The sequence below is a fragment of the Priestia veravalensis genome, assembly GCF_001457055.1.
Taxonomy (GTDB): domain Bacteria; phylum Bacillota; class Bacilli; order Bacillales; family Bacillaceae_H; genus Priestia; species Priestia flexa.
In genome coordinates this window covers 1-24423 of sequence record NZ_KQ758677.1, presented here as the reverse complement: position 1 = coordinate 24423, position 24423 = coordinate 1, and the positions used below count along the sequence as shown (strand labels likewise).

Genomic DNA, 24423 nt, shown 5'->3' with positions numbered 1-24423 from the left:
CATAGCGCAAGCTAGTAAGATCCCTGAAAGATGATCAGGTTGATAGGTCAGAGGTGGAAGCACGGCGACGTGTGTAGCTGACTGATACTAATCGATCGAGGACTTAACCAAAACGATAGTACACGAAGTACTCAGCGAAATGTTATCTAGTTTTGAGAGAATAATCTCAAATCATGTCTGGTGACGATAGCAGAGAGGTCACACCCGTTCCCATGCCGAACACGGAAGTTAAGTTCTCTAGCGCCGATGGTAGTTGGGACTTTGTCCCTGTGAGAGTAGGACGTTGCCAGGCAACAGCGAAAAAAGGCTAGTCAAATGACTAGCCTTTTTTCTATATTCTCGAATAAAAAGGAGATTTTACTATGAGTGAGAAGAAAAAGAAAAAAGCTATGTATGAAGTAGGTGAAAATGAAACGATTGCTGATTGTTTAGATCGTATGAAAAAAGATGGCTATATGCCTGTGAGAAGAATAGAAAAGCCTATCTTTGAAGAAACGGTCAAGAATGGGGTTAAAGAGCATGTTCCTGTAAAGCAACAAATCATATTTGAAGGAAAATCACTTTAAACACGAACATTATTAAAAATTAAAAGTTAAATATTCGATTTTTGAGTTGACTTTTTTCATGGTTGGCTGTTATCATTAAGTTGCAAATAAGAGAAACGAAACCTCATATAATATTCAGGAATATGGCCTGAGAGTTTCTACCCAATAACCGTAAATTATTGGACTATGAGGAAAGAACAATCAATTAGGATTAACTATTCGTATCCTGCAACTTATAGTAAAGGTACGAATTAATAAAGCCTAGAGTGATTGTGACTTTCCTTTTGGAAATCACATCATTCTAGGCTTTTTTTATAAATTAAAAAAGGAGCTTTTATCTATGAATGTAAAAGTTGCTGTTGTCATGGGAAGTCAGTCAGATTGGTCTACAATGCAACATGCTTGTGACATCTTAGAAGAATTAGATATTGCTTACGAAAAGAAAGTTGTATCGGCACATAGAACTCCAGATTATATGTTTGAATACGCCGAAACAGCAAAGGAAAGAGGAATTCAAGTTATTATCGCAGGAGCAGGGGGAGCAGCACATTTACCAGGTATGATTGCTGCAAAAACAGTATTGCCTGTGATTGGTGTACCGGTTAAATCAAGTAACTTGAATGGCTTAGATTCATTGCTGTCCATCGTTCAAATGCCCGGAGGTGTTCCGGTCGCAACAGTAGCAATCGGCAAAGCAGGAGCAACAAATGCAGGCTTGCTTGCAGCTCAAATTTTAGGTACATCAGATTCGGGCATTAGTAAACAGCTAGATGAGAGAAGAGAATCAATTCGATTATCCGTATTAGAAAGCAGTGATCAACTTGTCTAATGTTCTTATACGTCCAGGAAAAACAATAGGGATTGTTGGCGGAGGCCAGCTAGGGAGAATGATTGCCCTAGCTGCTAAGGAAATGGGTTACTATATAGCTGTTTTAGAACCTACAGAAGACTCTCCATGTGGTCAAGTAGCTGATATTAAAGTGATTGGTGCCTATGACGATCGAAAGGCAATTGAACGACTTGCAGAAGTTTCAGATGTAATCACATATGAATTTGAGAACGTTGATGTTGAGATGATGAAGTGGTTAGAAACGAAATGTTATGTGCCACAAGGAAGTCGTTTATTAGCAGTTACTCAAAATCGTCGTTTAGAAAAAGAAATGATTACTAATCTAAATCTAAACGTACCTCAGTATGCCATTGTGAAGAATAAAGAAGAGCTGTTAAAGGCTGTCGAGACGATTAGCTATCCTTGCGTAGTAAAAACGTGTAGAGGAGGCTATGACGGCAAAGGGCAAGTTCTTTTAAAAAGCAGTCATGACGTAGTTGAAGCAGAAGGATTATTATCACAGTCTGAATGTATCGTAGAACAATGGATGAACTTAGATAAAGAAGTTTCTGTAATCGTTCACCGAAATATGAGAGGCGACATTGTATGCTTACCAGTTGCTGAGAACATTCATAAAGATCATATTTTACACCAAACCATTGTGCCAGCACGTATTACAGCTAGCCAAGAGCAAACGGCAATTGAATATGCAAAAGAAATTGCAAAAGGCCTAAACTTAGTTGGGACTCTTGCTGTTGAGATGTTCTTAACAAAAGAAGGCAATCTCTATATTAATGAATTAGCACCAAGACCACATAATTCCGGACATTATTCAATCAATGCTTGCAGCTTATCGCAATTTCAGCAGCACGTTCGAGCGATTTGTAACTGGCCGCTAGTTCAATCAACATTGTTAAAACCTGCTGTTATGGTTAACCTATTAGGAGAGCATATTGAAGAAACAATGGCAAAAATCGAATATTTAGACGATATGCACCTTCATTTGTACGGAAAAAAAGTTCCGAAACATAAACGAAAAATGGGACATATTACTGTATTAGCTGATAAGATAGATGAGGCGGTAGAAAAAGCCGAATCATTGGGAATATGGGAAAGAACGGAGGAATTAACAATATGATTGAACGTTATACAAGACCAGAGATGGCAGCAATTTGGACTGAAGAGAATAAATTTAAAGCTTGGCTAGAAGTTGAAATTTTAGCTTGTGAAGCATGGTCTGAATTAGGACACATTCCAAAAGAAGATGTAAAGCTAATTCGTGAAAATGCATCTTTTGATATTAATCGAATCAATGAAATTGAACTTGAAACACGACATGACGTTGTTGCGTTTACTCGTGCGGTATCAGAAACACTTGGCGAAGAGCGTAAGTGGGTACACTATGGTTTAACTTCTACAGATGTTGTGGACACAGCTTTATCTTACCTACTTAAACAAGCAAACGATATTTTAGTAAACGACGTTGAGCGCTTTATTGAGGTATTAAAAGAAAAAGCACAAGAACATAAATATACGGTTATGATGGGTCGTACGCACGGTGTCCACGCAGAGCCAACAACATTTGGCTTAAAGATGGGGTTATGGTACGAAGAAATGAAGCGTAACTTAGAGCGTTTGAAGCGAGCAGCTGCTGAAGTAGAGTTTGGGAAAATGTCTGGAGCAGTTGGAACGTTTGCTAACATCGACCCGTTTGTTGAAAAGTATGTATGTGAAAAACTTGGTATTTCGCCAGCTCCTATCTCTACACAAACTCTACAACGTGATCGTCATGCACACTATATGTCTGTACTAGCGTTAATTGCAACTTCAATTGAGAAGTTTGCAGTAGAAGTTCGTGGCCTTCAGAAGAGTGAAACACGTGAAGTAGAAGAATACTTCGCAAAAGGTCAAAAGGGATCATCAGCTATGCCGCATAAGCGTAACCCAATTGGTTCAGAAAACGTGACGGGGTTAGCACGACTAATTCGAGGATACATGGTAACAGCTTATGATAACGTACCACTTTGGCACGAACGTGATATCTCACATTCTTCTGCAGAGCGCGTTATCTTACCAGATGCAACAATTGCACTGAACTACATGTTAAATCGTTTTGCAAACATCGTGAAAAACTTAACGGTATTCCCAGACAACATGAAGCGCAATATGGATCGTACGCTCGGCTTAATTTATTCACAGCGCGTGTTACTAACGTTAATTAACAAAGGTATGGTTCGTGAAGAAGCATATGATCTAGTTCAGCCTAAAGCGATGGAAGCTTGGGAAACACAAGTCCCGTTCCGCTCTCTAATCGAAGGAGAAGAGCGCATTACAAAACATTTAACAGCAGAAGAAATTGATGACTGCTTCGATCATACGCATCATCTGAAAAGTGTAGATATGATTTTTGAACGTTTAGGTCTTTAATAAAAAAGGCAAGGTAAGTCCTTGCCTTTCTGCAAAAATGGGTATCAGAATATTCTGGATATAGAGGTGTCAGCATGGAAAAGCAAGGGCTACTTTACGAAGGAAAAGCAAAGAAGATTTATGCAACAAATGAACAAGATGTACTGTGGGTTGCTTACAAAAATGAAGCAACAGCATTTAACGGTGAAAAGAAAGCTGAGATTGAAGGAAAAGCAAAGTTAAATAACCAAATTAGTAGTTTGCTATTTTCAATGCTTCATGAAAAAGGAATTCAGACACATTTTGTAAAACAACTATCTGACTATGAGCAAGCAGTAAAGCAGGTTGAAATCGTTCCGCTTGAAGTAGTGGTTCGAAACGCAACAGCCGGTAGTTTAGCTAAGCGTATTGGGGTTGAAGAAGGTATTCGATTTGAAAATCCAATTGTAGAGCTTTATTACAAAGATGATGCGTTAGGAGACCCGTTAATCCTTGACGAACATGCCATTTTCCTACAAGCTGCAACTCAAGAAGAGATTGATAGCTTAAAAGCACAAGCATTTCAAATTAATAAAGTATTATCTTCTTTCTTTAAAGAGAGAGACATTTTCTTAGTTGATTTTAAATTAGAGTTTGGTCGTACGTCTCAAGGAGATATCATCTTGGCTGATGAAATTTCACCTGACACTTGCCGTTTCTGGGATGTTCATACAAACGAAAAATTAGATAAAGATGTTTTCCGCAGAGATTTAGGCGGTTTAACAGAAGCATACGAAAAAATCTTACAGCGAATCGGAGGATAACCCAACCATGTATAAAGTAAAAGTATTTGTCACATTAAGAGAAAGCGTACTAGATCCACAAGGCGTAGCCGTTAAAAATTCATTACACCGTATGTCTTATGAAGAAGTACAAGAAGTTCGTATCGGTAAGTTCTTAGAGCTAACAATTGATAGCACAGATGCATTAGATGAGCGAGTGAAAGAAATGTGTGAAAAGCTTTTAGTGAATACAGTAATTGAAGACTATCGTTACGAGGTTGAGGAGGTTGTCGTACAGTGAAATTTGCTGTAATTGTGTTCCCAGGATCAAACTGTGACGTAGATATGTATCATGCAATTAAAGATGAACTTGGTGAGGAAGTAGAATATGTTTGGCACGATGCTAAGTCTTTAGACGAATATGACGGTATCCTGTTACCAGGTGGCTTCTCATACGGAGATTACTTACGTTCAGGTGCAATTGCACGCTTTTCGAACGTAATGGATGAAGTGAAAAAGGCAGCAGCGGCTGGAAAACCTGTATTAGGCGTTTGCAACGGGTTCCAAATTCTTTTAGAAGCAGGTCTTTTACCAGGAGCTATGCGTCGCAATGAAAATTTAAAATTTATCTGTAAAACCATTAACTTAAAAGTAGCTAACAATGAAACTATGTTTACAAATGCTTATGGCAAAGACGAAATCATTGCAATTCCAGTAGCACATGGTGAAGGTAATTACTATTGCGATGAACAAACGTTACAACAATTGGTTGAAAACAATCAAATCCTTTTCCAATACGAAGATAACCCAAATGGAAGTCTTCAAAACATCGCAGGAATTTCAAATGAAGCAGGAAATGTATTAGGAATGATGCCCCACCCAGAAAGAGCAGTTAGTGATATTCTAGGTAGCGCAGATGGACTAAAATTATTTCAATCAATCGTAAAGCAGTGGAGGGAACAAAATGTCGTTACTTCTTGAACCAAATGTAGAGCAAATTAAAGAGCAAAAGCTATATCGAGATATGGGATTAACAGATGAAGAGTTTGCAAATGTAGAGCAATTATTAGGTCGTACGCCTAACTACACAGAAACAGGGTTATTCTCTGTTATGTGGTCAGAGCACTGCAGCTACAAAAACTCTAAGCCTGTTTTGAAGAAATTCCCTGTTACTGGTGAAAAAGTACTTCAAGGACCAGGTGAAGGCGCAGGGATTGTTGATATCGGCGATAATCAAGCAGTTGTATTTAAAATTGAAAGTCACAATCATCCATCAGCCATTGAACCTTACCAAGGAGCAGCAACTGGTGTAGGTGGAATTATCCGTGACGTCTTTTCAATGGGAGCAAGACCAATTGCGCTGTTAAACTCTTTACGATTCGGAGAGCTGACGTCTCCAAAAGTTCGTCATTTGTTTGAGGAAGTAGTAGCAGGGATTGCAGGTTACGGTAACTGCGTTGGGATCCCAACAGTGGGTGGAGAGATTCAGTTTGAAGACTCTTATGAAGGAAACCCATTAGTTAATGCAATGTGTGTAGGTTTAATTAACCACGAAGACATCCAAAAAGGCCAAGCAAAAGGTGTTGGCAATACGGTGATGTATGTCGGTGCTAAAACGGGCCGCGATGGTATCCATGGAGCAACATTTGCATCAGAGGAACTTTCAGATCAATCAGATGAAAAACGTCCAGCAGTTCAAGTGGGAGATCCATTTATGGAAAAGCTTCTTCTTGAAGCATGCTTAGAGTTAATTAAATGTGATGCATTAGTTGGTATTCAAGATATGGGAGCGGCTGGTTTAACGAGTTCATCAGCAGAGATGGCGAGTAAAGCAGGTTCTGGTATCGAAATGAATCTTGATCTTGTACCTCAGCGTGAAACAGGTATGACTCCTTACGAGATGATGCTTTCTGAATCACAAGAACGTATGCTAATCGTTGTTGAAAAAGGCCGTGAGCAAGAGATTGTAGATATCGTAGAGCGCTACGGTTTAGAAGCAGTATCAGTTGGTCACGTAACAGATGACAAACGCCTTCGTTTAACTCATAAAGGTGAGGTGGTAGCGGATGTGCCAGTTGATGCGTTAGCAGAAGATGCACCTGTGTATCACAAACCATCAGCAGAGCCAGCTTATTACCGTGAGTTTCAAGCTCAACCTGCTTACGCACCAACAGTAGACAATCATAGTGATATGCTAGTGAAGCTTTTACAACAACCAACGATTGCAAACAAAGAGTGGGTTTATAATCAATATGACTATCAAGTGCGTACAAATACAGTTGTATCACCTGGTTCTGATGCAGCCGTTGTACGCGTGCGAGATACAAATAAAGCATTAGCAATGACAACCGACTGTAACTCTCGCTATCTTTATCTAGATCCTGAAGTAGGTGGACGCATTGCCGTAGCCGAAGCAGCTCGTAATCTTGTATGTTCAGGTGCACAGCCTTTAGCAATTACCGACTGCTTAAACTTTGGAAATCCAGAAAAGCCGGAAATTTTCTGGCAAATTGAAAAAGCAACGGACGGAATGAGCGACGCTTGCCGTCAGCTTTCAACACCAGTAATCGGTGGTAACGTGTCTCTTTATAACGAAACAAAAGGTGAAGCAATTTATCCAACACCTGTTATTGGAATGGTTGGACTAATTGACGATGTGAAGCATATTACAACTCAGTATGCCAAACAAGCAGAAGACTTAATTTATGTAATTGGCGAAGCGAAAGCAGAATTTGCTGGGACTGAGCTTCAAAAAGTAATTGAAAGCGGTAAGGTATTTGGCCAATCGCCTGCTCTAGACTTATCAGTAGAAAAAGCACGTCAAGATCAGCTTCTTCAAGCAATCCGTCAAGGAACTGTACAATCTGCACATGATATTGCAGAAGGTGGTTTTGCGGTAGCCCTAGCAGAGAAAGTAATGAATGGTAGCGGGCTTGGAGTAGAAGTTACGGTGAACGGTGACCTAACAGCAGAGTTATTTAGTGAAACACAATCACGCTTTATTGTGACAGTAGCACCACAAAATCAACAGGCTTTCGAGAGTATTGTTGCGGATGCTAAGCTAGTGGGACGCGTAACTGAAAACGGAGAATTAACAATTAAGCATGAAGGAAATGCAGTTGTACAACAATTTGTTCAAGACTTAACGAAAGCTTGGAAAGGAGCTATTCCATGCTTGCTGAAATAAAAGGTTTAAACGAAGAATGTGGCGTATTCGGCATATGGGGTCATGAAAATGCAAGTCAAATCGCTTACTATGGCCTTCACAGCCTTCAGCACCGCGGTCAAGAAGGAGCTGGAATTGCCGTTACAAATGGAGAAAAAGTCAGCGTGGCAAAAGGCGTTGGCCTTGTAAATGAAGTATTCGGCCACGGTGAGCTTGATCAGCTTCAAGGAAAAGCAGCAATCGGTCACGTGCGCTATGCAACAGCAGGAGGTGGAGGGTTTGAAAACGTTCAGCCCCTTCACTTCCGCTCTCATAACGGAAGCATTGCATTAGCTCACAACGGTAACTTAGTAAATGCCAATGCGCTAAAGCACCAACTTGAAAATCAAGGCAGCATTTTTCAATCCACCTCTGATACAGAAGTGTTAGCACATTTAATTAAGCGTAGTGGCTATAGTGATATGAAAGACAAAGTAAAAAATGCACTCTCCATGGTAAAGGGTGCGTATGCGTTTGTTATTTTAACTGAAGATGCCATGATGGTTGCTTTAGATCCAAATGGCTTACGTCCACTATCACTTGGTCGTCTAGGAGATGCTTATGTCGTGGCATCAGAAACATGTGCATTTGATATTGTAGGAGCAGTTCACGAACGTGATGTAGAACCTGGAGAATTGTTAATTATTGATGATGAAGGAATAAAATCTGAGCGCTTTACGTTAAATGTAAATCGTGCAATTTGCAGTATGGAATACATTTATTTCTCACGTCCAGACAGTAACATTGATGGTATTAATGTGCATTCAGCACGTAAAAACCTAGGAAAACAGCTAGCGATGGAATCTCCAATCGAAGCAGATGTTGTAACTGGTGTTCCGGATTCTAGTATTTCAGCGGCCATTGGATTTGCCGAGCAATCAGGTATTCCGTATGAGTTAGGATTAATTAAGAATCGCTATGTTGGCCGTACGTTTATTCAACCATCACAGGAGCTGCGCGAACAAGGCGTGAAAATGAAGCTGTCTCCGGTGCGTAAGATTGTAGAAGGTAAGCGTGTTGTCATGGTTGATGACTCAATCGTTCGAGGAACGACAAGTCGCCGTATCGTTCGCATGCTACGAGAAGCAGGAGCGAAAGAAGTTCACGTTCGTATTAGTGCACCTCCAATCAAAAATCCATGCTTCTATGGAATTGATACATCTTCTTCATCCGAGCTAATTGCAGCAACTCGCTCTGTACAAGAAATTTGTGAATTAATTGAAGCGGACTCTTTGGAGTTCTTAAGCAATGAAGGATTAATTGAAGCAATCGGTCGAGATTATGAAAACGGTGGACAGTGTATGGCTTGTTTCACAGGAAAATATCCAACAGAAATTTATCCTGATACCGTACACCCACATGAGAAAGTAACTTGTTAGTTTCAATGTAAAAAAGGAGTGACAATATGTCATATTCATATAAGCAAGCTGGAGTTGACTTAGAAGCAGGCTACGAGGCCGTTTCACGTATTAAAAAGCACGTTGCACGAACAGAGCGTAAAGGTATTATGGGCACAGTGGGTGGATTTGGAGGAATGTTTGATCTATCTTCCTTAAACTTAAAAGAGCCTGTTTTAGTATCAGGAACAGACGGTGTTGGTACAAAATTAAAATTAGCTTTTCAAATGGATAAGCACGACACTATCGGGATTGATGCTGTAGCGATGTGTGTAAACGATGTGGTTGTACAAGGTGCAGAGCCTCTTTATTTCCTGGATTATATTGCATGTGGGAAAGCAGTCCCTGAAAAAGTCGAAGCAATTGTAAAAGGAATTGCGGATGGATGCGAGCAGTCAAATTGTGCATTAATTGGCGGTGAAACAGCGGAAATGCCTGGGTTATATGAGGAAGATGAATATGACTTAGCTGGATTTACAGTTGGAGCGGTTGAGAAATCGGAAATTATTACTGGAGAGAACGTAAAGCCAGGACAGCTACTAGTAGGTATTTCATCAAGCGGTATTCATAGCAATGGCTATTCACTGGTTCGAAAAATCGTTGATGATCAAAAGCTGGATCTTCAAAAGGTATATGAAGGATTTGATCAAGCTCTTGGCCTTGAGCTTTTAACACCAACTAAAATTTATGTAAAGCCTGTGCTTCAAGCGTTAGAAGCAGCAAAAGTAGCAGGCATGGCCCATATTACAGGCGGAGGGTTTATTGAAAACATTCCTCGCATGCTTCCAGATGGTTTAGGAGTAGAAATTGACTACGGTTCTTGGCCAATTCCAAAAATCTTTGATTTCCTTCAAGAGTATGGTGGCTTAGAGCGTAAAGAAATGTTTGAAGTTTTTAATATGGGAATTGGGTTTGTATTAGCGGTGGAGCCAGAAGAAATGAACGCGGTCATCAATGCGATTGAAAGCAAAGGGGAAAAAGCGTTTGTGATTGGACGCGTGACAGAAGGCAATGGGGTAGAGTTTAGTGGAGGCGTGCTTGGATGATGAATATTGCAGTCTTTGCTTCAGGAAACGGCAGCAACTTTCAATCTCTATACGAAGCAACGCAATCGGGTCAATTAAAGGCGACGATTAAGCTTGTGGTTTGTAATAAGCCAGAAGCGTATGTAATCGAGCGAGCAAAAGCATGTGGTATTCCGTGCTTTGTTTGCTCACCTAAAGACTTTCCTGATAAAGCAGCTTATGAACAAGCAATTCTAAACGAATTACAGGCTAATAGCATAGATTTTCTAGTATTAGCAGGTTACATGCGCTTAGTTGGTCCAACATTACTTCAACCATATAAAAATCGAATTGTTAATATTCATCCCTCATTATTACCAGCGTTCCCAGGCATGGATGCCATTGGGCAAGCATTTGATGCTGGTGTAAAGGTTATTGGTATTACCGTACATTTTGTAGACGAAGGAATGGATACGGGGCCGATTATTGACCAGCAAGCAATTCGTGTAAATGAGGAAGACACAAGAGAGACTGTTGAAGCTCGTATCCATGAGATTGAGCATACGTTTTATCCTCAAGTACTCAACAAACTGTTTCAACAGCTTATGGTTAAATAATAGACTGGGTTGTCAAAAAAGTTTTAATACTTTACTATGGTAGAGTGATAGTGTAAGGAAGTTATAAAAAGAGAGATCGAATCAGGAGGAGTTTACAAAATGACAGCAAAACGCGCGCTTATTAGCGTATCTGACAAAGAAGGTATTGTTTCATTTGCTAAAGAACTGAAGGAATTAGGAGTGGAAATTATTTCGACTGGCGGTACAAAGCGTACGCTAGAAGAAAACGGCATTGATGTAATTGGTATCTCTGAAGTAACAGGTTTTCCTGAGATTTTAGATGGCCGTTTAAAAACGCTACATCCCAATGTTCATGGCGCTTTATTAGCGTTACGCGATAACGAAGAGCACCAGGCACAAATGAAAGAGCACAATATCTCACCAATCGACTTTGTAGTTGTAAACTTATACCCGTTTAAAAAGACAATTGAAAAAGACGATGTAACGCTTGCTGAAGCAATTGAAAACATTGATATTGGTGGACCAACAATGCTTCGTTCAGCTGCTAAAAACTATCGTTCGGTATCAGTTGTTGTCGATCCAACTGACTATGCGACCGTAGTAGAAGAATTAAAATCAAATGGAAACGTTTCGTTTGAAACAAACCAGCGCCTAGCAGCGAAAGTATTCCGTCATACGGCAGCTTATGATGCGTTAATTGCTGAATACCTAACAAATATTACGGGTGAAAAGACGCCTGAAAAGCTAACAGTAACGTATGAGCGTGTTCAAGGATTACGCTACGGAGAAAATCCACATCAGGAAGCGGCTTTCTATAAAAAACCATTAACGCAAAAAGGTTCAATTGCAACGGCTACGCAGCTGCATGGAAAAGAGTTATCTTATAACAATATTAATGATGCGAACGCAGCACTTCAGATTGTAAAAGAATTTTCGGAGCCAGCTGTTGTGGCCATCAAACATATGAACCCATGTGGAGTAGGTGTGGGTGAAACGATTGCTCAAGCTTATCAAAAAGCTTACGAAGCAGATCCAACATCAATATTCGGTGGTATTGTAGCAGCAAACCGTCCAATTGATCGCGAAACAGCTATTCAATTAAAAGAAATCTTCTTAGAAATCATTATTGCTCCTTCATTTGATCAGGAAGCAATTGATGTATTAACAGCGAAGAAAAATTTACGTCTACTAACAGTAGAGCTTGATGAAAATGCACAAAAAGAATCCTTCTTAACATCTGTAAAAGGCGGCGTGCTTGTTCAGGACGAAGATGTATTTGGTTTTGACGATGCTACGGTTTCTGTTCCAACAAAGCGTGAGCCAACAGAAAAAGAATGGGCAGATTTGAAATTAGCATGGAAAGTTGTGAAAAATGTAAAGTCAAATGCGATTGTACTTGCAAAAGACGATATGACAGTCGGAGTAGGCGCTGGACAAATGAACCGCGTTGGGGCAGCGAAAATTGCAATTGAGCAAGCGGGTGAAAAAGCACAAGGATCAGCTTTAGGATCAGATGCTTTCTTCCCAATGGGAGATACAGTTGAAGCAGCAGCTAAAGCTGGTGTTACAGCAATTATTCAACCAGGTGGTTCAATTCGTGATGAAGAGTCGATTGCAAAAGCAGATGAGTACGGCATTACAATGGTATTTACAGGCTTAAGACATTTTAAACATTAATGAGGTGAAGAACGTGAATGTTTTAGTTATCGGAAAAGGTGGAAGAGAACATACAATTGCATGGAAAGCGTCCAAAAGCCCACTTGTAAATGAAGTATTTGTAGCTCCCGGTAATCCAGGTATGAGTGACGTGGCAACGCTTGTCTCAATCGATGAAAGCAATCATGATGAGCTAGTGGCTTTTGCAAAACAAAGAGATATCAAACTAACAATTGTAGGCCCTGAAAATCCTCTAATTGAAGGAGTTGTAGATCGCTTCGAGGCTGAGGGTCTGCCGATTTTTGGGCCTCGTAAAAAAGCAGCTATGATTGAAGGAAGCAAAAGCTTTGCGAAAGAATTAATGAAAAAGTATGAGATTCCTACCGCTGCATATGAAACATTTACGTCTTACGAAGAGGCAAAAGCGTATGTAGAAAAACAAGGTGCACCCATTGTTATTAAAGCAGATGGCTTAGCTGCTGGTAAGGGGGTAACTGTCGCTTTAACTGTTGAAGAAGCTGTAGAAACACTTCATGACTTCTTGGTTGATCAAAAGTTCCAGGAAGCTAGCGCCACTGTTGTAGTTGAGGAATTTTTAGACGGTGAAGAATTTTCATTAATGGCATTCGTACGTGGTACAAAGGTATATCCAATGGTCATTGCACAAGATCATAAGCGTGCGTTTGACGGGGATAAAGGCCCGAATACTGGTGGAATGGGTGCTTATTCTCCGGTTCCTCAAATCAGTGAGGCTGAAGTAGAAAAAGCGGTTCAAACAATTTTATTACCAATGGCAGAAGGGTTAGCTGAAGAAGGCTGTGAGTATACGGGTATTTTATATGCTGGACTCATTCAAACAGCGCAAGGTCCAAAGGTTATTGAATTTAATGCTCGATTTGGTGACCCTGAAACACAGGTTGTATTACCGCGAATGAAAAGCGATTTAGTTGATGTTTTACTTCGCATTTTAAACAACGAAGACGTTGAAATTGAGTGGGATAATCAAGCCGTTATGGGGATTGTGTTAGCAGCTGCTGGTTATCCTGAATCTTATGAAAAAGGAAATCCAATTTACGGCTTAGAAAAGATCAACAAAGAAGCGCTTGTTTTCCATGCTGGAACAGCTTTAGATGGCCAAACATACGTATCAAATGGAGGACGTGTTCTTTTAGTAGGAGCTAAAGGAGATACACTTTCACAAGCACAAGAAGAAGTATACAAACAAATGAATCATATTGATGTAGCAAAAGGTTTCTTCTATCGAAAAGATATTGGATATCGTGCCCTTGAAAAAGCATCAAAGAACTAAAAGAAGAGCATTCGCTCTTCTTTTTATTTAGGTCATTTTAACTTGGGTTAATCGGTGGGCGCTCTGTGTAGTCATGTTGGTCTTCTTGGTATTTGTCATAAGCAAATACTAAAGGGCAAAAGCGCGTAATTCCTTCACCAATTTTCATTGCTGCCAAAAAAGCTAACCATAAATAAGAATCCCGGTAAGGGCGTCTTGTTAAACGAGAGGTTGCCAAAGAAAGCAGGGTAAAGCCAACCGTAAGTCGAATTAAAGCATTAATGATTCCAATATTTGGTCTCATGTTTCATCACCTTTTCTCATAAATTAATAAAAGTTATTTTGTAAATGGAATCTATTCAGTATAACCAAAAGGAGGCACAGCGCATGTCGATAGGAATGTATCGTTGGAGAAATAGACAAATTCGAAATCAGCTTTCGGTTGTGAGTGATCAAACATCCCCGACGATTGTATTAAAAGGAACAACCTACTTAAATGCTCGTTTAAATAAATGGATGAAAGCTAACATTTGGATTGTTGACGACCGCATTGTGTACGTTGGTGAAGCAATGCCAGCTGTGCTGGATTCATCTGCGGAAGTGTTTGACTGTCGTGACCAATACATTGTGCCCGGCTATATTGAACCTCATGTGCATCCGTTTCAATTATATAATCCCCATACTTTTGCACAGTATGCGGCTAAGCACGGCACAACAACATTAATCAACGATAACTTAATGCTTATGCTGCAAGTAGATACAGAAACAGCATTTTCATTAATCGAAGAAATGAAAACGCTACCATATTCGATGTACTGGTGGTGTCGCTTTGATTCTCAAACGAAATTTGAAAACGAAGCAGAGATTTTCTCTCACGCCCATATTAAAAAGTGGTTAAATCATGATGCAGTCCTACAAGGAGGAGAGCTTACGAGCTGGCCTCGTTTGCTAAATGGAGATGATCTTATGCTTCATTGGATCCAGGAAGCAAAGCGGCTAGGAAAGCATATTGAAGGACATTTCCCAGGAGCTTCAGAACGAACGCTTGTTAAGATGAAATTGCTTGGAGCAGATGCGGATCACGAGGCTATGAGTGGAAAAGATGTTCTTTCAAGGCTGTCATTAGGGTACGATGTATCGCTACGCTATTCTTCCATTCGTCCCGACCTTCCGAAAATTTTGGATGAACTACATGAAGAAGACCTCAGTTATTATGAACATTTGACTATGAATACGGATGGTTCCCCACCATCTTTTTATACAGACGGAGTTTCAGATATGCTAGTGAAGGTAGCACTTGAACATCACGTGCCAATTAATGATGCCTATAAAATGGTTTCTACGAATATTGCACGGTATTATAATATTGAACACTTACATGGTCATATTGGCGTTGGATGTATAGCTAATCTTAATCTACTCGCTGGCCCTGAAAGTCCAACACCAGTAAGCGTTCTCGCAAGCGGAAAATGGGTTTTAAAGAATGGAGAAGAACAGAAAGAAAACGAAACATATTTCCCTTGGGCTTCGTATCAATTTCAACCGCTTGATTGTAACTGGAATCTTAAGATGGATGACTTTCAATTTTCAATGCCTATGGGTGTTTATATGAAAAACGCAGTTATTATGGAGCCTTACTCAATTCAACTAAATGTAGGGGATGAGTGCTTAGATACAAACCATGATGAATGTTTCTTCATGCTCATTGATCGCTACGGTAAATGGCGAATTAACACGCTGTTGAAAGGTTTTGCGACGCATGTTAAAGGATTAGCAAGTTCGTTTTCTAGTACGGGAGATTTTATTCTTATTGGAAAATCGAAAAAGGATATGCTATACGCCTATCATAAAATGAAAGAAATGGGTGGAGGCATTGCTCTTGCAGAGGGTGAAAAAATCGTTGCAGAGCTTCCGCTTACTCTAAATGGAAGCATGTCAACTGCAAAAATGGAAGTCTTAATGACGCAAGAGGAGCATTTAAAACAAGAGCTAAGAGTAAGAGGCTATCAGCATGAAGACCCAATCTATTCACTTCTTTTTTTCTCATCTACTCATTTACCTTATATTCGAGTGACACCGGCAGGAATTTATGACGTAATGAATAAAAAGGTACTTTTTCCGTCAATAATGCGTTAAAATATAAAAGTGTAAAAGCATTTTGTAATAGAGCGTTTAAAAGACAGGAATTTTGTTTATGAAACACAACATGAATAAATGATAATGAATAGAAAGTTTAGTGTAAAGGAGTTTTCAGCACATGCAAATTAACAAACTTCGCGGCAAAGAATTAGATCAATTATTCGAAGCAATTTTATCTTTAGAAAATATAGAAGAGTGCTATCAATTCTTTGATGATTTGTGTACGGTTAATGAAATTCAATCATTAGCACAGCGCTTAGAAGTAGCACGTATGCTTCGTGAAGGAAATACGTACCATAAGATTGAAACGGAAACAGGTGCAAGTACGGCAACAATTTCACGCGTGAAACGCTGCTTAAACTATGGTAGCGATGCGTATCAAATGGTATTAGAGCGCCTGCAAGATGATAAAGAAAAAGCGTGAGACATTCGTCTCACGCTTTTTCTTTATCAAAATTTAACAGCTTCTTCTAGAAGGGATTTTAGCTCGCTAATTGGCACACGTTTTTGTTCCATTGTGTCGCGGTCACGAACCGTTACTTGGTTATCTTCTAATGAATCAAAGTCAAATGTGATACAGAATGGTGTACCAATCTCATCATGACGACGGTAACGTTTACCAATTGAACCTGCGTCATCGTAGTCAACCATAAAGTCGCTTGCTAATTCAGCAAATACGGCTTGAGCTTCAGTTGAAAGCTTTTTGGAAAGCGGTAATACCGCAGCTTTTACCGGTGCTAAAGCAGGGTGTAGGCGCATTACTGTACGAGATGAACCGTCTTCTAGTTCCTCTTCTTCATATGCATCAATCATGTACGCTAACGTTACGCGGTCTGCGCCTAAAGAAGGCTCGATGCAGTATGGTACGTAACGCTCGTTTGTTTCTTGATCTACGTATTGGAAGTCTTCACCTGAGTGCTCCATATGTTGTTTTAAATCATAGTCTGTACGAGATGCTACGCCCCATAGTTCGCCCCAGCCAAATGGGAATTTGTATTCAAAGTCAGTCGTTGCGTTACTGTAGTGAGATAGTTCATCTGAATCATGGTCACGAAGTCGAATGTTCTCTTCTTTCATACCTAGAGATAATAGCCACTGTTCACATGTTTTCTTCCAGTAATCGAACCATTCTAGTTCAGTTCCTGGTTTACAGAAGAACTCAAGCTCCATTTGTTCAAATTCACGCGTACGGAACGTAAAGTTACCTGGCGTAATTTCGTTACGGAAACTTTTACCAATTTGTCCGATACCAAAAGGAAGTTTCTTACGCATAGAGCGCTGAACGTTTTTAAAGTTTACAAAGATACCTTGAGCTGTTTCAGGACGAAGGTAGATTTCGTTTGTAGAGCTTTCTGTTACCCCTTGGTGTGTTTTAAACATTAGGTTAAATTGACGAATTTCTGTGAAGTTTGCGGAACCACACTCTGGGCAAGTGATTTCATGCTCTGCAATTAACTTTTTCATTTCATCAAAAGAAAGACCGTCTACAATCATTTCAATATCTTTTTCTTGAAGCTTTTCTTCAATTAATTTATCAGCACGATGGCGCGCTTTACAATCTTTACAGTCAATCATTGGATCGTTGAAGTTTCCTAAGTGACCAGAAGCTTCCCATGTTTTTGGATTCATTAAAATAGCAGCATCTAACCCTACGTTGTAAGGAGACTGCTGAATGAATTTCTTCCACCAAGCTTTTTTGATATTATTTTTAAGTTCTACGCCAAGTGGACCGTAATCCCAAGTGTTTGCTAAGCCGCCGTAAATCTCAGAGCCTTGAAAAACAAAGCCGCGATGCTTCGCGTGAGATACAATTTGATCCATTGATTTTTTCATAATAATTCCTCCAATAATAAATGATGTAATAAAAAAAATCTCTCGTCCCTGGGCATATGCAAGCATATGCCCAGGGACGAGAGATTTTCCCGCGGTTCCACCCTGGTTGATACGTACTGTATCCACCTTAAACATGTATATACTCCAGATTGCCTTTTCCTTAAATCTTGCTTTAGGCTTTCACTATCCCTAAATCGCTATTCTACTGCAGAGGGTTTAAGTACTATTAATCCTTCAAAGTATGGCTATACAATTTTGTAGCTATATATTAGCATATCCTATGCAGGGATACAATAACCGTTATAACAAAATGCTTTTTTCGCTTTGATTAATGTGGACAAAAAAGATTAGTTTTCGTTTCGTTTCCCAATCTTAGTTTTGTTATAATGAACAAATGGAAAGTAGTCCGTTAAGTTAATGCATAGTGAAGAGCTGCGGGATAAATAGATGGAGGTTCATACAATGTACGACGTAAAAGAATGGAGACACGTATTTAAATTAGATCCAAATAAAGAAATTTCAGATGAAGCATTAGAAAAAGTATGCGAGTCCGGTACAGACGCGGTAATAGTAGGTGGGTCAGACGGCATTACGTTAGATAACGTGCTGCAGCTTTTAATGCGTATTCGTCGCTATACGGTGCCGTGTGCTTTAGAAGTATCGACAATTGAATCAGTTACTCCTGGCTTTGACTCTTACTTTATTCCAACCGTATTGAACAGCAGTGACCCAAAGTGGATCTCTGGTTTACACCATCACGCAATGAAAGAATATGGAGAAATTATGGATTGGGATGAAATCTTTGTAGAAGGGTATTGCGTGCTAAATTCAGAAGCCAAAGTAGCAACTTTAACGAGTGCGAAAACAGACCTAGACGCTGATGATATTGTAGCGTACGCGCAAATGGCAGAAAGAATGTTTAATTTACCAATCTTTTACTTAGAGTATAGCGGTACGTACGGGAATCCTGATATTGTTGAAAAGGTAAAAAAGTCGTTAACTAATACAAAGCTTTTCTACGGTGGCGGTATTAGAACGAAAGAGCAGGCTACTGAAATGGGGAAAATAGCAGATACGGTAGTTGTTGGGAACGTCATCTATGATGATTTATCAACAGCGTTAAAAACAGTAGATGCAGTGAAAAAGAATGTTGCGAACGAAAAATAAAGTAAAGTAAAATAGAACATATGTTTGATTAGGCGGTGAAATGATGAATTTTCTAAGTGAAAAGTTATTAACGGGATTAAACCCAGAGCAAAAAGAAGCGGTAAAAACAACAGATGGTCCGCTGTTAATCATGGCCGGCGCAGGAAGCGGAAAGACGCGTGTGCTCACGCATCGCATCGCGTATCTAATGGCTGAAAAAGAAGTGGCGCCTTGGAATATCCTTGCGATTACGTTTACAAACAAAGCGGCTCGTGAGATGAGAGAGCGTGTTAGTGCAATCGTTGGTGGAGTAGCAGAAGATATTTGGATTTCGACGTTCCACTCCATGTGTGTGCGTATCCTACGCCGAGACATTGACAGAATTGGTTATAATCGAAACTTTACTATTCTCGATTCAACAGACCAGTTATCGGTTATTAAAAACGTCTTAAAAGAAGAAAACCTAGATCCGAAAAAATTCGATCCACGATCATTGCTAGGAAGCATCAGTTCTGCAAAGAATGAGTTAAAAACAGCGGATGACTTTGCAAAAACAGCTGCGGGTCCTTACGAAGAAGTCGTGAGCACGGTGTATACAAAGTATGAAAAGCGCCTTAAGAAAAATCAAGCGCTGGACTTTGATGACTTAATTATGACGACGATTCAGCTCTTTAAGCGTGTTCCAGAAGTACTCACTTACTATCAGCGTAAGTTTCAATATATTCACGTTGATGAGTATCAAGATACAAACCATGCGCAGTATATGCTTGTTCGATTGCTAGCGGCGCGCTTTGAAAATGTGTGCGTAGTCGGTGATTCAGATCAGTCTATCTATCGCTGGCGCGGCGCGGATATTACCAACATTCTTTCTTTTGAAAAGGACTATCCAAAGGCATCGGTTATTTTATTAGAGCAAAACTATCGTTCAACAAAAAATATTTTAGCAGCAGCGAACGAAGTTATTGCCAACAACATGAACCGAAAAGCGAAAAATTTATGGACAGAAAACGTGGATGGCCAAAAGCTTTATCGCTATCAGGCAATGAGCGAGCATGATGAGGCTCAATTTGTAGCGCGTAAAATTAAAGAAGCCGTAGATGCTGGTAAACGCAAATATAGCGATTTTGCCATTCTATATCGCACGAACGCTCAGTCGCGTGTGATGGAGGAAGTATTATTAAAATCGAATATTAACTATACAATCGTCGGTGGGATTAAGTTCTACGACCGTAAAGAGATTAAAGATATTTTGGCGTACTTACGCTTAATTGCAAACCAAGATGATGATATTAGCTTAACGCGCATTGTGAATGTACCAAAGAGAGGCGTAGGAGCAACGTCTGTTGATAAAGTAGCAAACTATGCACTAACCCATGATATTTCAATCTTTAAAGCACTTGATGAAGTAGAGCTAATTGGGGTAACCGGCAAAGCAACGAATACGCTTCGAGATTTCCAAGCAATGATTGATAACTTAGCTCAAGTGCAAGACTATATGTCTGTAACAGAGCTTGTGGAAGAAGTACTTGAGCGAACGGGCTATCGAGAGTCACTCAAAACGGAAAAAACAATAGAAGCTCAAAGTCGCTTAGAGAACATTGATGAGTTTTTATCTGTTACGAAAACCTTTGAAGAAGCAAGCGAAGATAAAAGCTTAGTCGCGTTCTTAACGGACTTGGCGCTTGTGGCTGATATCGACCAGCTTGATGAAGAGGAAGATGAGAACGAACAAGTTATCTTAATGACTCTTCACTCTGCAAAAGGACTTGAGTTCCCGGTTGTGTTCTTAATTGGTATGGAAGAAGGCGTATTCCCACACAGCCGCTCACTCTTTGAAGATATGGAAATGGAAGAAGAGCGTCGCTTAGCATACGTTGGAATTACGCGTGCGGAACAAGAACTTTACTTATTAAACGCACAAATGCGCACACTATTCGGTAAGACAAACGTTAACCCGGCATCACGCTTTATTAGCGAAATTCCATCTGAGTTAATCGAGTCGCTGAATGAAGCGAAGAAATCACCGATGCAGCCAAGCGGAAGAAGCGCATCACCATATGCTGCTCGCAGACAAGCGGCCGTTGCAAAAACAACGCTCACGTCTACCGGTGGCGAATCAATTGGCTGGAGGGTTGGCGACAAAGCGGAGCATAAAAAATGGGGTATCGGTACAGTGGTTAGCGTTAAAGGAGAAGGAGACTCAAAAGAATTGGACATTGCGTTTCCAAGTCCAGTGGGAGTAAAGCGTCTGTTGGCTAAATTTGCACCTGTAACAAAAGTATAATGTGTGAAAAAGGAGTAAGGATATGGATCTTGAAACGAGCAAACAAAGAATTCAAGAGTTGCATGAGCTTTTAAATCGCTATAACTATGAGTATCATGTATTAGATCAGCCAACAGTTCCGGATGCGGAATACGACCGCTTAATGAACGAGCTGATTAAATTAGAAGAAGCATTTCCGGAGTTGAAAACGCAAGATTCTCCTACTCAGCGCGTTGGCGGCCAGGTGCTTGATGCCTTTCAAAAGGTTGAGCACCGCACGCCGATGCTCAGCTTAGGCAATGCGTTTGATGAGCAGGATTTGCGTGATTTTGATCGTCGTATTCGCCAAGTCGTAGGAGATGATTTTTCCTATGTATGCGAGTTGAAAATCGATGGCTTAGCAGTCTCTTTACTTTACGAGGATGGCTACCTAGTACGTGGAGCTACGCGTGGAGATGGGACAATTGGTGAAGACATCACCGAGAATCTGAAAACAATTCGTTCAATTCCTCTTCGTGTAAAAGACCCGGTGACAATGGAAGTGCGCGGAGAAGCATTCATGCCGAGAAAGTCATTTGAAAAATTAAATGAAGCTAAGATTCAAAATGAAGAGCTTCCGTTTGCAAACCCTCGTAATGCCGCTGCTGGTTCACTGCGTCAGTTAGATCCTAAAATTGCAGCAAAGCGAAATCTTGATATTTTTGTGTATGCAATGACGGATGCGGGTGAGCAGGAAGTAGAAGCTCATAGTGAAAGCTTAGACCTTTTAGACCATCTTGGTTTTAAAACAAATAAAGAGCGTCAAAAATGTGCTACCATTGAAGAAGTTCTTGCTTACATTGAAAACTGGCAGGAAAAACGCCCATCTCTTGCTTATGATATCGATGGGATTGTTATTAAAGTCGATTCGTTTGAGCAACAGAGTGAGCTTGGTACAACGGCAAAAAGTCCGCGTTGGGCAATCGCTTATAAGTTTCCTGCAGAAGAAGTTGTAACAACTCTAAAAGATATCGAGCTCACGGTTGGACGTACAGGTGTTATTACGCCGACGGCCATTTTAGAACCTGTGCAGGTTGCCGGTACGACCGTGCAGCGCGCATCTTTACACAATGAAGACTTGATTCGTGAAAAAGACATTCGCATCGGCGACCAAGTAGTTATTAAGAAAGCGGGCGATATTATTCCGGAAGTTGTGAATGTAATTACCGAAAAACGAACGGGTGAGGAACAAGAGTTTACGATGCCAACTCACTGCCCGGAATGTGAGAGTGAACTTGTTCGCTTGGAAGGAGAAGTAGCGCTTCGCTGTATTAATCCAAGCTGCCCAGCTCAAATTCGTGAAGGGCTCATTCACTTTGTGTCTCGCAATGCAATGAATATTGATGGTCTTGGTGAGAAAGTGATTACTCAACTCTTTAAAGAAGAGTTAATCAAAGACGTAGCGGATCTTTACGAACTAACAAAAGAGCAGTTAATTGAGCTTGAGCGAATGGGTGAGAAATCAGCGGATAATCTGTTAAAAGCCATTGAAGCTTCTAAAGAGAATTCTCTTGAAAGGTTGCTATTTGGTCTAGGCATTCGTCACGTTGGTGCCAAAGCAGCAAAAACCCTAGCACAACAATTTGATACGATGGACAAGTTGCAAAAAGCAACGTATGATGAGTTAGTGACAATTAATGAGATCGGTGATAAGATGGCCGATGCAATCGTTACATACTTTTCACAAGAAGAAGTGCAAGAGCTGTTGAGCGAGCTTCAAGAAGCCGGCGTTAACATGACGTATAAAGGCCCAAAACCAGTCAATGTAGAAGAGTCTGATTCTGTTTTTGCTGGTAAAACGATTGTTTTAACTGGTAAATTAGAAGAGTTAGGTAGAAGTGAAGCAAAGGCGGAGATTGAAGCTTTAGGCGGAAAAGTAACAGGTAGTGTAAGTAAGAAAACAGACCTTGTCATTGCGGGGGAAGACGCAGGTTCTAAACTTGCTAAAGCAAATGAGCTTGGCATTGAAGTGTGGGACGAAGCGAGGTTACTTATTGAATTAAACAAATAAGAGGTGTGTATAGTTGAAAAAGATATTTTTACTGTCTCTTATGGTCATGCTTATAACCTCAGCATGTACACCTAATTTTTCGAAAGAGGAAGAGATTGTTCAACAAACAGATGATAAAAATGAAAAAGCTGTTATCCCAAAATACAGCATTTCAGATGAGTATTACCGGACAATTCTTCCTTATAAACCGGGAGTAGCGAGAGGCCTTGTAGCAGCGAATATGAATAATCGCCTTGATATTCAAGAGTTTGAAACAGGATTAATGCGTCTAGCGCAAGATGATTTTTCACCTGACAAATATGTGTTCCAAGAAGGGCAATATCTAGACAAAGAGACGATTCGTTCATGGTTAAGCCGTAAGAAAACAGACGCGCAGTTTAAAGAACTAAAGGATAAGACAGAGGAAAATGATCGTGATTCATTAAAGAATGAAGGTCTCAATCCAGCCGATACGGGTGATGGAGACTTAAAAGCACGAAATGAAAGAAGCCCCATGTATTTGGCTCACATTACGGAGCAAAACTACTTAGTTCAAGACGGTGACGATAAAGTTGCGCTTGGCGGGGTAGTTATTGGTCTGGCAATGAACTCTGTCCACTACTATACGCAAGAAGATGGATACGCTCGTGAAGTTAAGCTGGATGATAAAGAAATTGAAGAGCGAGGCAAAGAGATAGCAAATACCATCGTGGATCGTATGCGTAAAAAGAAGGGACTAGAACAAGTGCCAATCACGGTGGCAATCTTTAAGCAAAATCCAAAATCTTCTTTAACACCTGGGAACTTCATTAGCGTTGGCCAAGCTGGCAAAGGACGTAACTCAGTGAACAGCTGGGATAAAGTTGATGAAAAGTATTACCTATTCCCGTCATCTGCTGCCGATAAAGACTATCGCGATGATGCAATGAAGTTTAATGAATTCAAAGCACAAATTGAAGATTACTTCCCGAACTTTACAAGTGTAGTAGGGAAAGGTCATTATATCGATGGTCAGATGCAGAGAATGTCCATTGAAATCCCAATTCAATTTTACGGAAAAGGTGAAATTGTTGGGTTTACTCAGTATGTTGCTGGATTAATGCTTGATCATTTCCCAGACTATATGGAAACAAGCATTTCCATTACGTCTGTAAACGGTCCGGAAGCACTGATTATCCGTAAGCCTGATCAAGAAACGCCAACCGTGCATATTTACGAAAACTAAGTTAAAAGCCGCTCACCTGAGCGGCTTTTTCATGTGTGCCAGGCATGGCAACTATCTAGGTGGTGAAAGTCCACTGTGGGGGTACACATCGACCAACCACTAAGGAAGCGCAAGGAACT

General features: G+C 40.2%; 21 protein-coding genes, 2 rRNA genes and 1 riboswitch. Of the genes, 21 read left to right on the top strand and 2 right to left on the bottom strand.

The genetic code is table 11. The features are described from left to right. The 15 genes from AS180_RS16310 to purD all read left to right on the top strand — a co-directional run. Nucleotides 1-111, top strand: a 23S ribosomal RNA gene (locus AS180_RS16310); the annotation flags it as partial. A 65-nt stretch (nucleotides 112-176) separates the two neighbouring features. Continuing rightward, nucleotides 177-292, top strand: a 5S ribosomal RNA gene (gene rrf / locus AS180_RS16305). Between the two features lie 70 nt (nucleotides 293-362). Continuing rightward, nucleotides 363-566 carry an NETI motif-containing protein gene (locus AS180_RS16300; protein WP_025909080.1) on the top strand — a complete coding sequence of 68 codons (204 nt, stop codon included), beginning with the start codon at nucleotides 363-365 and terminating at the stop codon, nucleotides 564-566. A gap of 83 nt (nucleotides 567-649) precedes the next feature. Then, nucleotides 650-752, top strand: a riboswitch (purine riboswitch). Between the two features lie 133 nt (nucleotides 753-885). Next, a complete protein-coding gene (gene purE, locus AS180_RS16295; protein ID WP_025909079.1) occupies nucleotides 886-1374 on the top strand; it encodes a 5-(carboxyamino)imidazole ribonucleotide mutase in 489 nt (162 codons plus the stop codon). After that, complete coding sequence (gene purK / locus AS180_RS16290; RefSeq protein ID WP_025909078.1) at nucleotides 1367-2512, top strand: 5-(carboxyamino)imidazole ribonucleotide synthase; 1146 nt, start codon at nucleotides 1367-1369, stop codon at nucleotides 2510-2512. Before purE ends, purK begins: the two co-directional genes overlap by 8 nt. Continuing rightward, the gene (purB, locus tag AS180_RS16285) at nucleotides 2509-3801 is read left to right on the top strand and encodes an adenylosuccinate lyase (RefSeq protein ID WP_025909077.1); all 1293 of its coding nucleotides are present in this window, start codon (nucleotides 2509-2511) and stop codon (nucleotides 3799-3801) included. The genes purK and purB overlap by 4 nt, the downstream gene beginning before the upstream one ends. Before the next feature lie 74 nt (nucleotides 3802-3875). Next, nucleotides 3876-4583: a phosphoribosylaminoimidazolesuccinocarboxamide synthase gene (gene purC / locus AS180_RS16280; RefSeq protein ID WP_062687151.1), complete on the top strand. Its 708-nt coding sequence runs from the start codon at nucleotides 3876-3878 to the stop codon at nucleotides 4581-4583. Between the two features lie 7 nt (nucleotides 4584-4590). Beyond that, nucleotides 4591-4842: a phosphoribosylformylglycinamidine synthase subunit PurS gene (gene purS / locus AS180_RS16275; protein WP_025909075.1), complete on the top strand. Its 252-nt coding sequence runs from the start codon at nucleotides 4591-4593 to the stop codon at nucleotides 4840-4842. Continuing rightward, complete coding sequence (gene purQ / locus AS180_RS16270) at nucleotides 4839-5522, top strand: phosphoribosylformylglycinamidine synthase subunit PurQ (protein WP_062687150.1); 684 nt, start codon at nucleotides 4839-4841, stop codon at nucleotides 5520-5522. Before purS ends, purQ begins: the two co-directional genes overlap by 4 nt. Next, nucleotides 5506-7728, top strand: a complete 2223-nt coding sequence (gene purL / locus AS180_RS16265; RefSeq protein WP_025909073.1) for a phosphoribosylformylglycinamidine synthase subunit PurL — start codon at nucleotides 5506-5508, stop codon at nucleotides 7726-7728. Before purQ ends, purL begins: the two co-directional genes overlap by 17 nt. Further along, a complete protein-coding gene (purF, locus tag AS180_RS16260; protein WP_025909072.1) occupies nucleotides 7713-9125 on the top strand; it encodes an amidophosphoribosyltransferase in 1413 nt (470 codons plus the stop codon). The genes purL and purF overlap by 16 nt, the downstream gene beginning before the upstream one ends. 26 nt (nucleotides 9126-9151) lie before the next feature. Continuing rightward, nucleotides 9152-10189, top strand: a complete 1038-nt coding sequence (purM, locus tag AS180_RS16255; RefSeq protein WP_062687149.1) for a phosphoribosylformylglycinamidine cyclo-ligase — start codon at nucleotides 9152-9154, stop codon at nucleotides 10187-10189. Further along, complete coding sequence (gene purN, locus AS180_RS16250; protein ID WP_062687148.1) at nucleotides 10186-10764, top strand: phosphoribosylglycinamide formyltransferase; 579 nt, start codon at nucleotides 10186-10188, stop codon at nucleotides 10762-10764. Before purM ends, purN begins: the two co-directional genes overlap by 4 nt. A 99-nt stretch (nucleotides 10765-10863) precedes the next feature. Beyond that, entirely contained in the window at nucleotides 10864-12402 is a 1539-nt protein-coding gene (gene purH / locus AS180_RS16245; protein ID WP_025909069.1) for a bifunctional phosphoribosylaminoimidazolecarboxamide formyltransferase/IMP cyclohydrolase, read from the top strand. A 13-nt stretch (nucleotides 12403-12415) separates the two neighbouring features. Then, entirely contained in the window at nucleotides 12416-13690 is a 1275-nt protein-coding gene (purD, locus tag AS180_RS16240; RefSeq protein WP_025909068.1) for a phosphoribosylamine--glycine ligase, read from the top strand. A gap of 37 nt (nucleotides 13691-13727) precedes the next feature. Here purD and AS180_RS16235 read toward each other — a convergent pair whose 3' ends face one another. After that, nucleotides 13728-13973, bottom strand: coding sequence for a YgaP family membrane protein (locus AS180_RS16235; RefSeq protein ID WP_025909067.1), 246 nt, complete (start codon nucleotides 13971-13973; stop codon nucleotides 13728-13730). A gap of 83 nt (nucleotides 13974-14056) precedes the next feature. On the opposite strand from AS180_RS16235, the gene AS180_RS16230 reads away from it, so the two are divergent. Then, on the top strand, nucleotides 14057-15805 hold the full coding sequence (locus tag AS180_RS16230) for an adenine deaminase C-terminal domain-containing protein (RefSeq protein WP_062687147.1): 1749 nt from the start codon (nucleotides 14057-14059) through the stop codon (nucleotides 15803-15805). A 121-nt stretch (nucleotides 15806-15926) separates the two neighbouring features. After that, complete coding sequence (locus AS180_RS16225; RefSeq protein ID WP_025909065.1) at nucleotides 15927-16232, top strand: YerC/YecD family TrpR-related protein; 306 nt, start codon at nucleotides 15927-15929, stop codon at nucleotides 16230-16232. A gap of 26 nt (nucleotides 16233-16258) precedes the next feature. Here the strand turns inward: AS180_RS16225 and AS180_RS16220 are convergent, their stop codons facing one another. Continuing rightward, nucleotides 16259-17641 (bottom strand): glycine--tRNA ligase, encoded by a 1383-nt coding sequence (locus AS180_RS16220; RefSeq protein WP_062687152.1) that lies wholly within the window; start codon nucleotides 17639-17641, stop codon nucleotides 16259-16261. 462 nt (nucleotides 17642-18103) lie between these two features. Between AS180_RS16220 and AS180_RS16215 the strand changes: the two genes are divergently transcribed. The 4 genes from AS180_RS16215 to AS180_RS16200 are packed head-to-tail and all read left to right on the top strand — an operon-like array spanning nucleotide 18104 to nucleotide 24304. After that, the gene (locus tag AS180_RS16215; RefSeq protein WP_062687146.1) at nucleotides 18104-18808 is read left to right on the top strand and encodes a heptaprenylglyceryl phosphate synthase; all 705 of its coding nucleotides are present in this window, start codon (nucleotides 18104-18106) and stop codon (nucleotides 18806-18808) included. Between the two features lie 43 nt (nucleotides 18809-18851). Then, nucleotides 18852-21071, top strand: a complete 2220-nt coding sequence (pcrA, locus tag AS180_RS16210) for a DNA helicase PcrA (protein ID WP_062687145.1) — start codon at nucleotides 18852-18854, stop codon at nucleotides 21069-21071. A gap of 22 nt (nucleotides 21072-21093) precedes the next feature. Then, on the top strand, nucleotides 21094-23100 hold the full coding sequence (ligA, locus tag AS180_RS16205; RefSeq protein ID WP_062687144.1) for an NAD-dependent DNA ligase LigA: 2007 nt from the start codon (nucleotides 21094-21096) through the stop codon (nucleotides 23098-23100). A 13-nt stretch (nucleotides 23101-23113) separates the two neighbouring features. Next, nucleotides 23114-24304 (top strand): CamS family sex pheromone protein, encoded by a 1191-nt coding sequence (locus tag AS180_RS16200; protein WP_061786497.1) that lies wholly within the window; start codon nucleotides 23114-23116, stop codon nucleotides 24302-24304. Nucleotides 24305-24423: the final 119 nt, after the last annotated feature.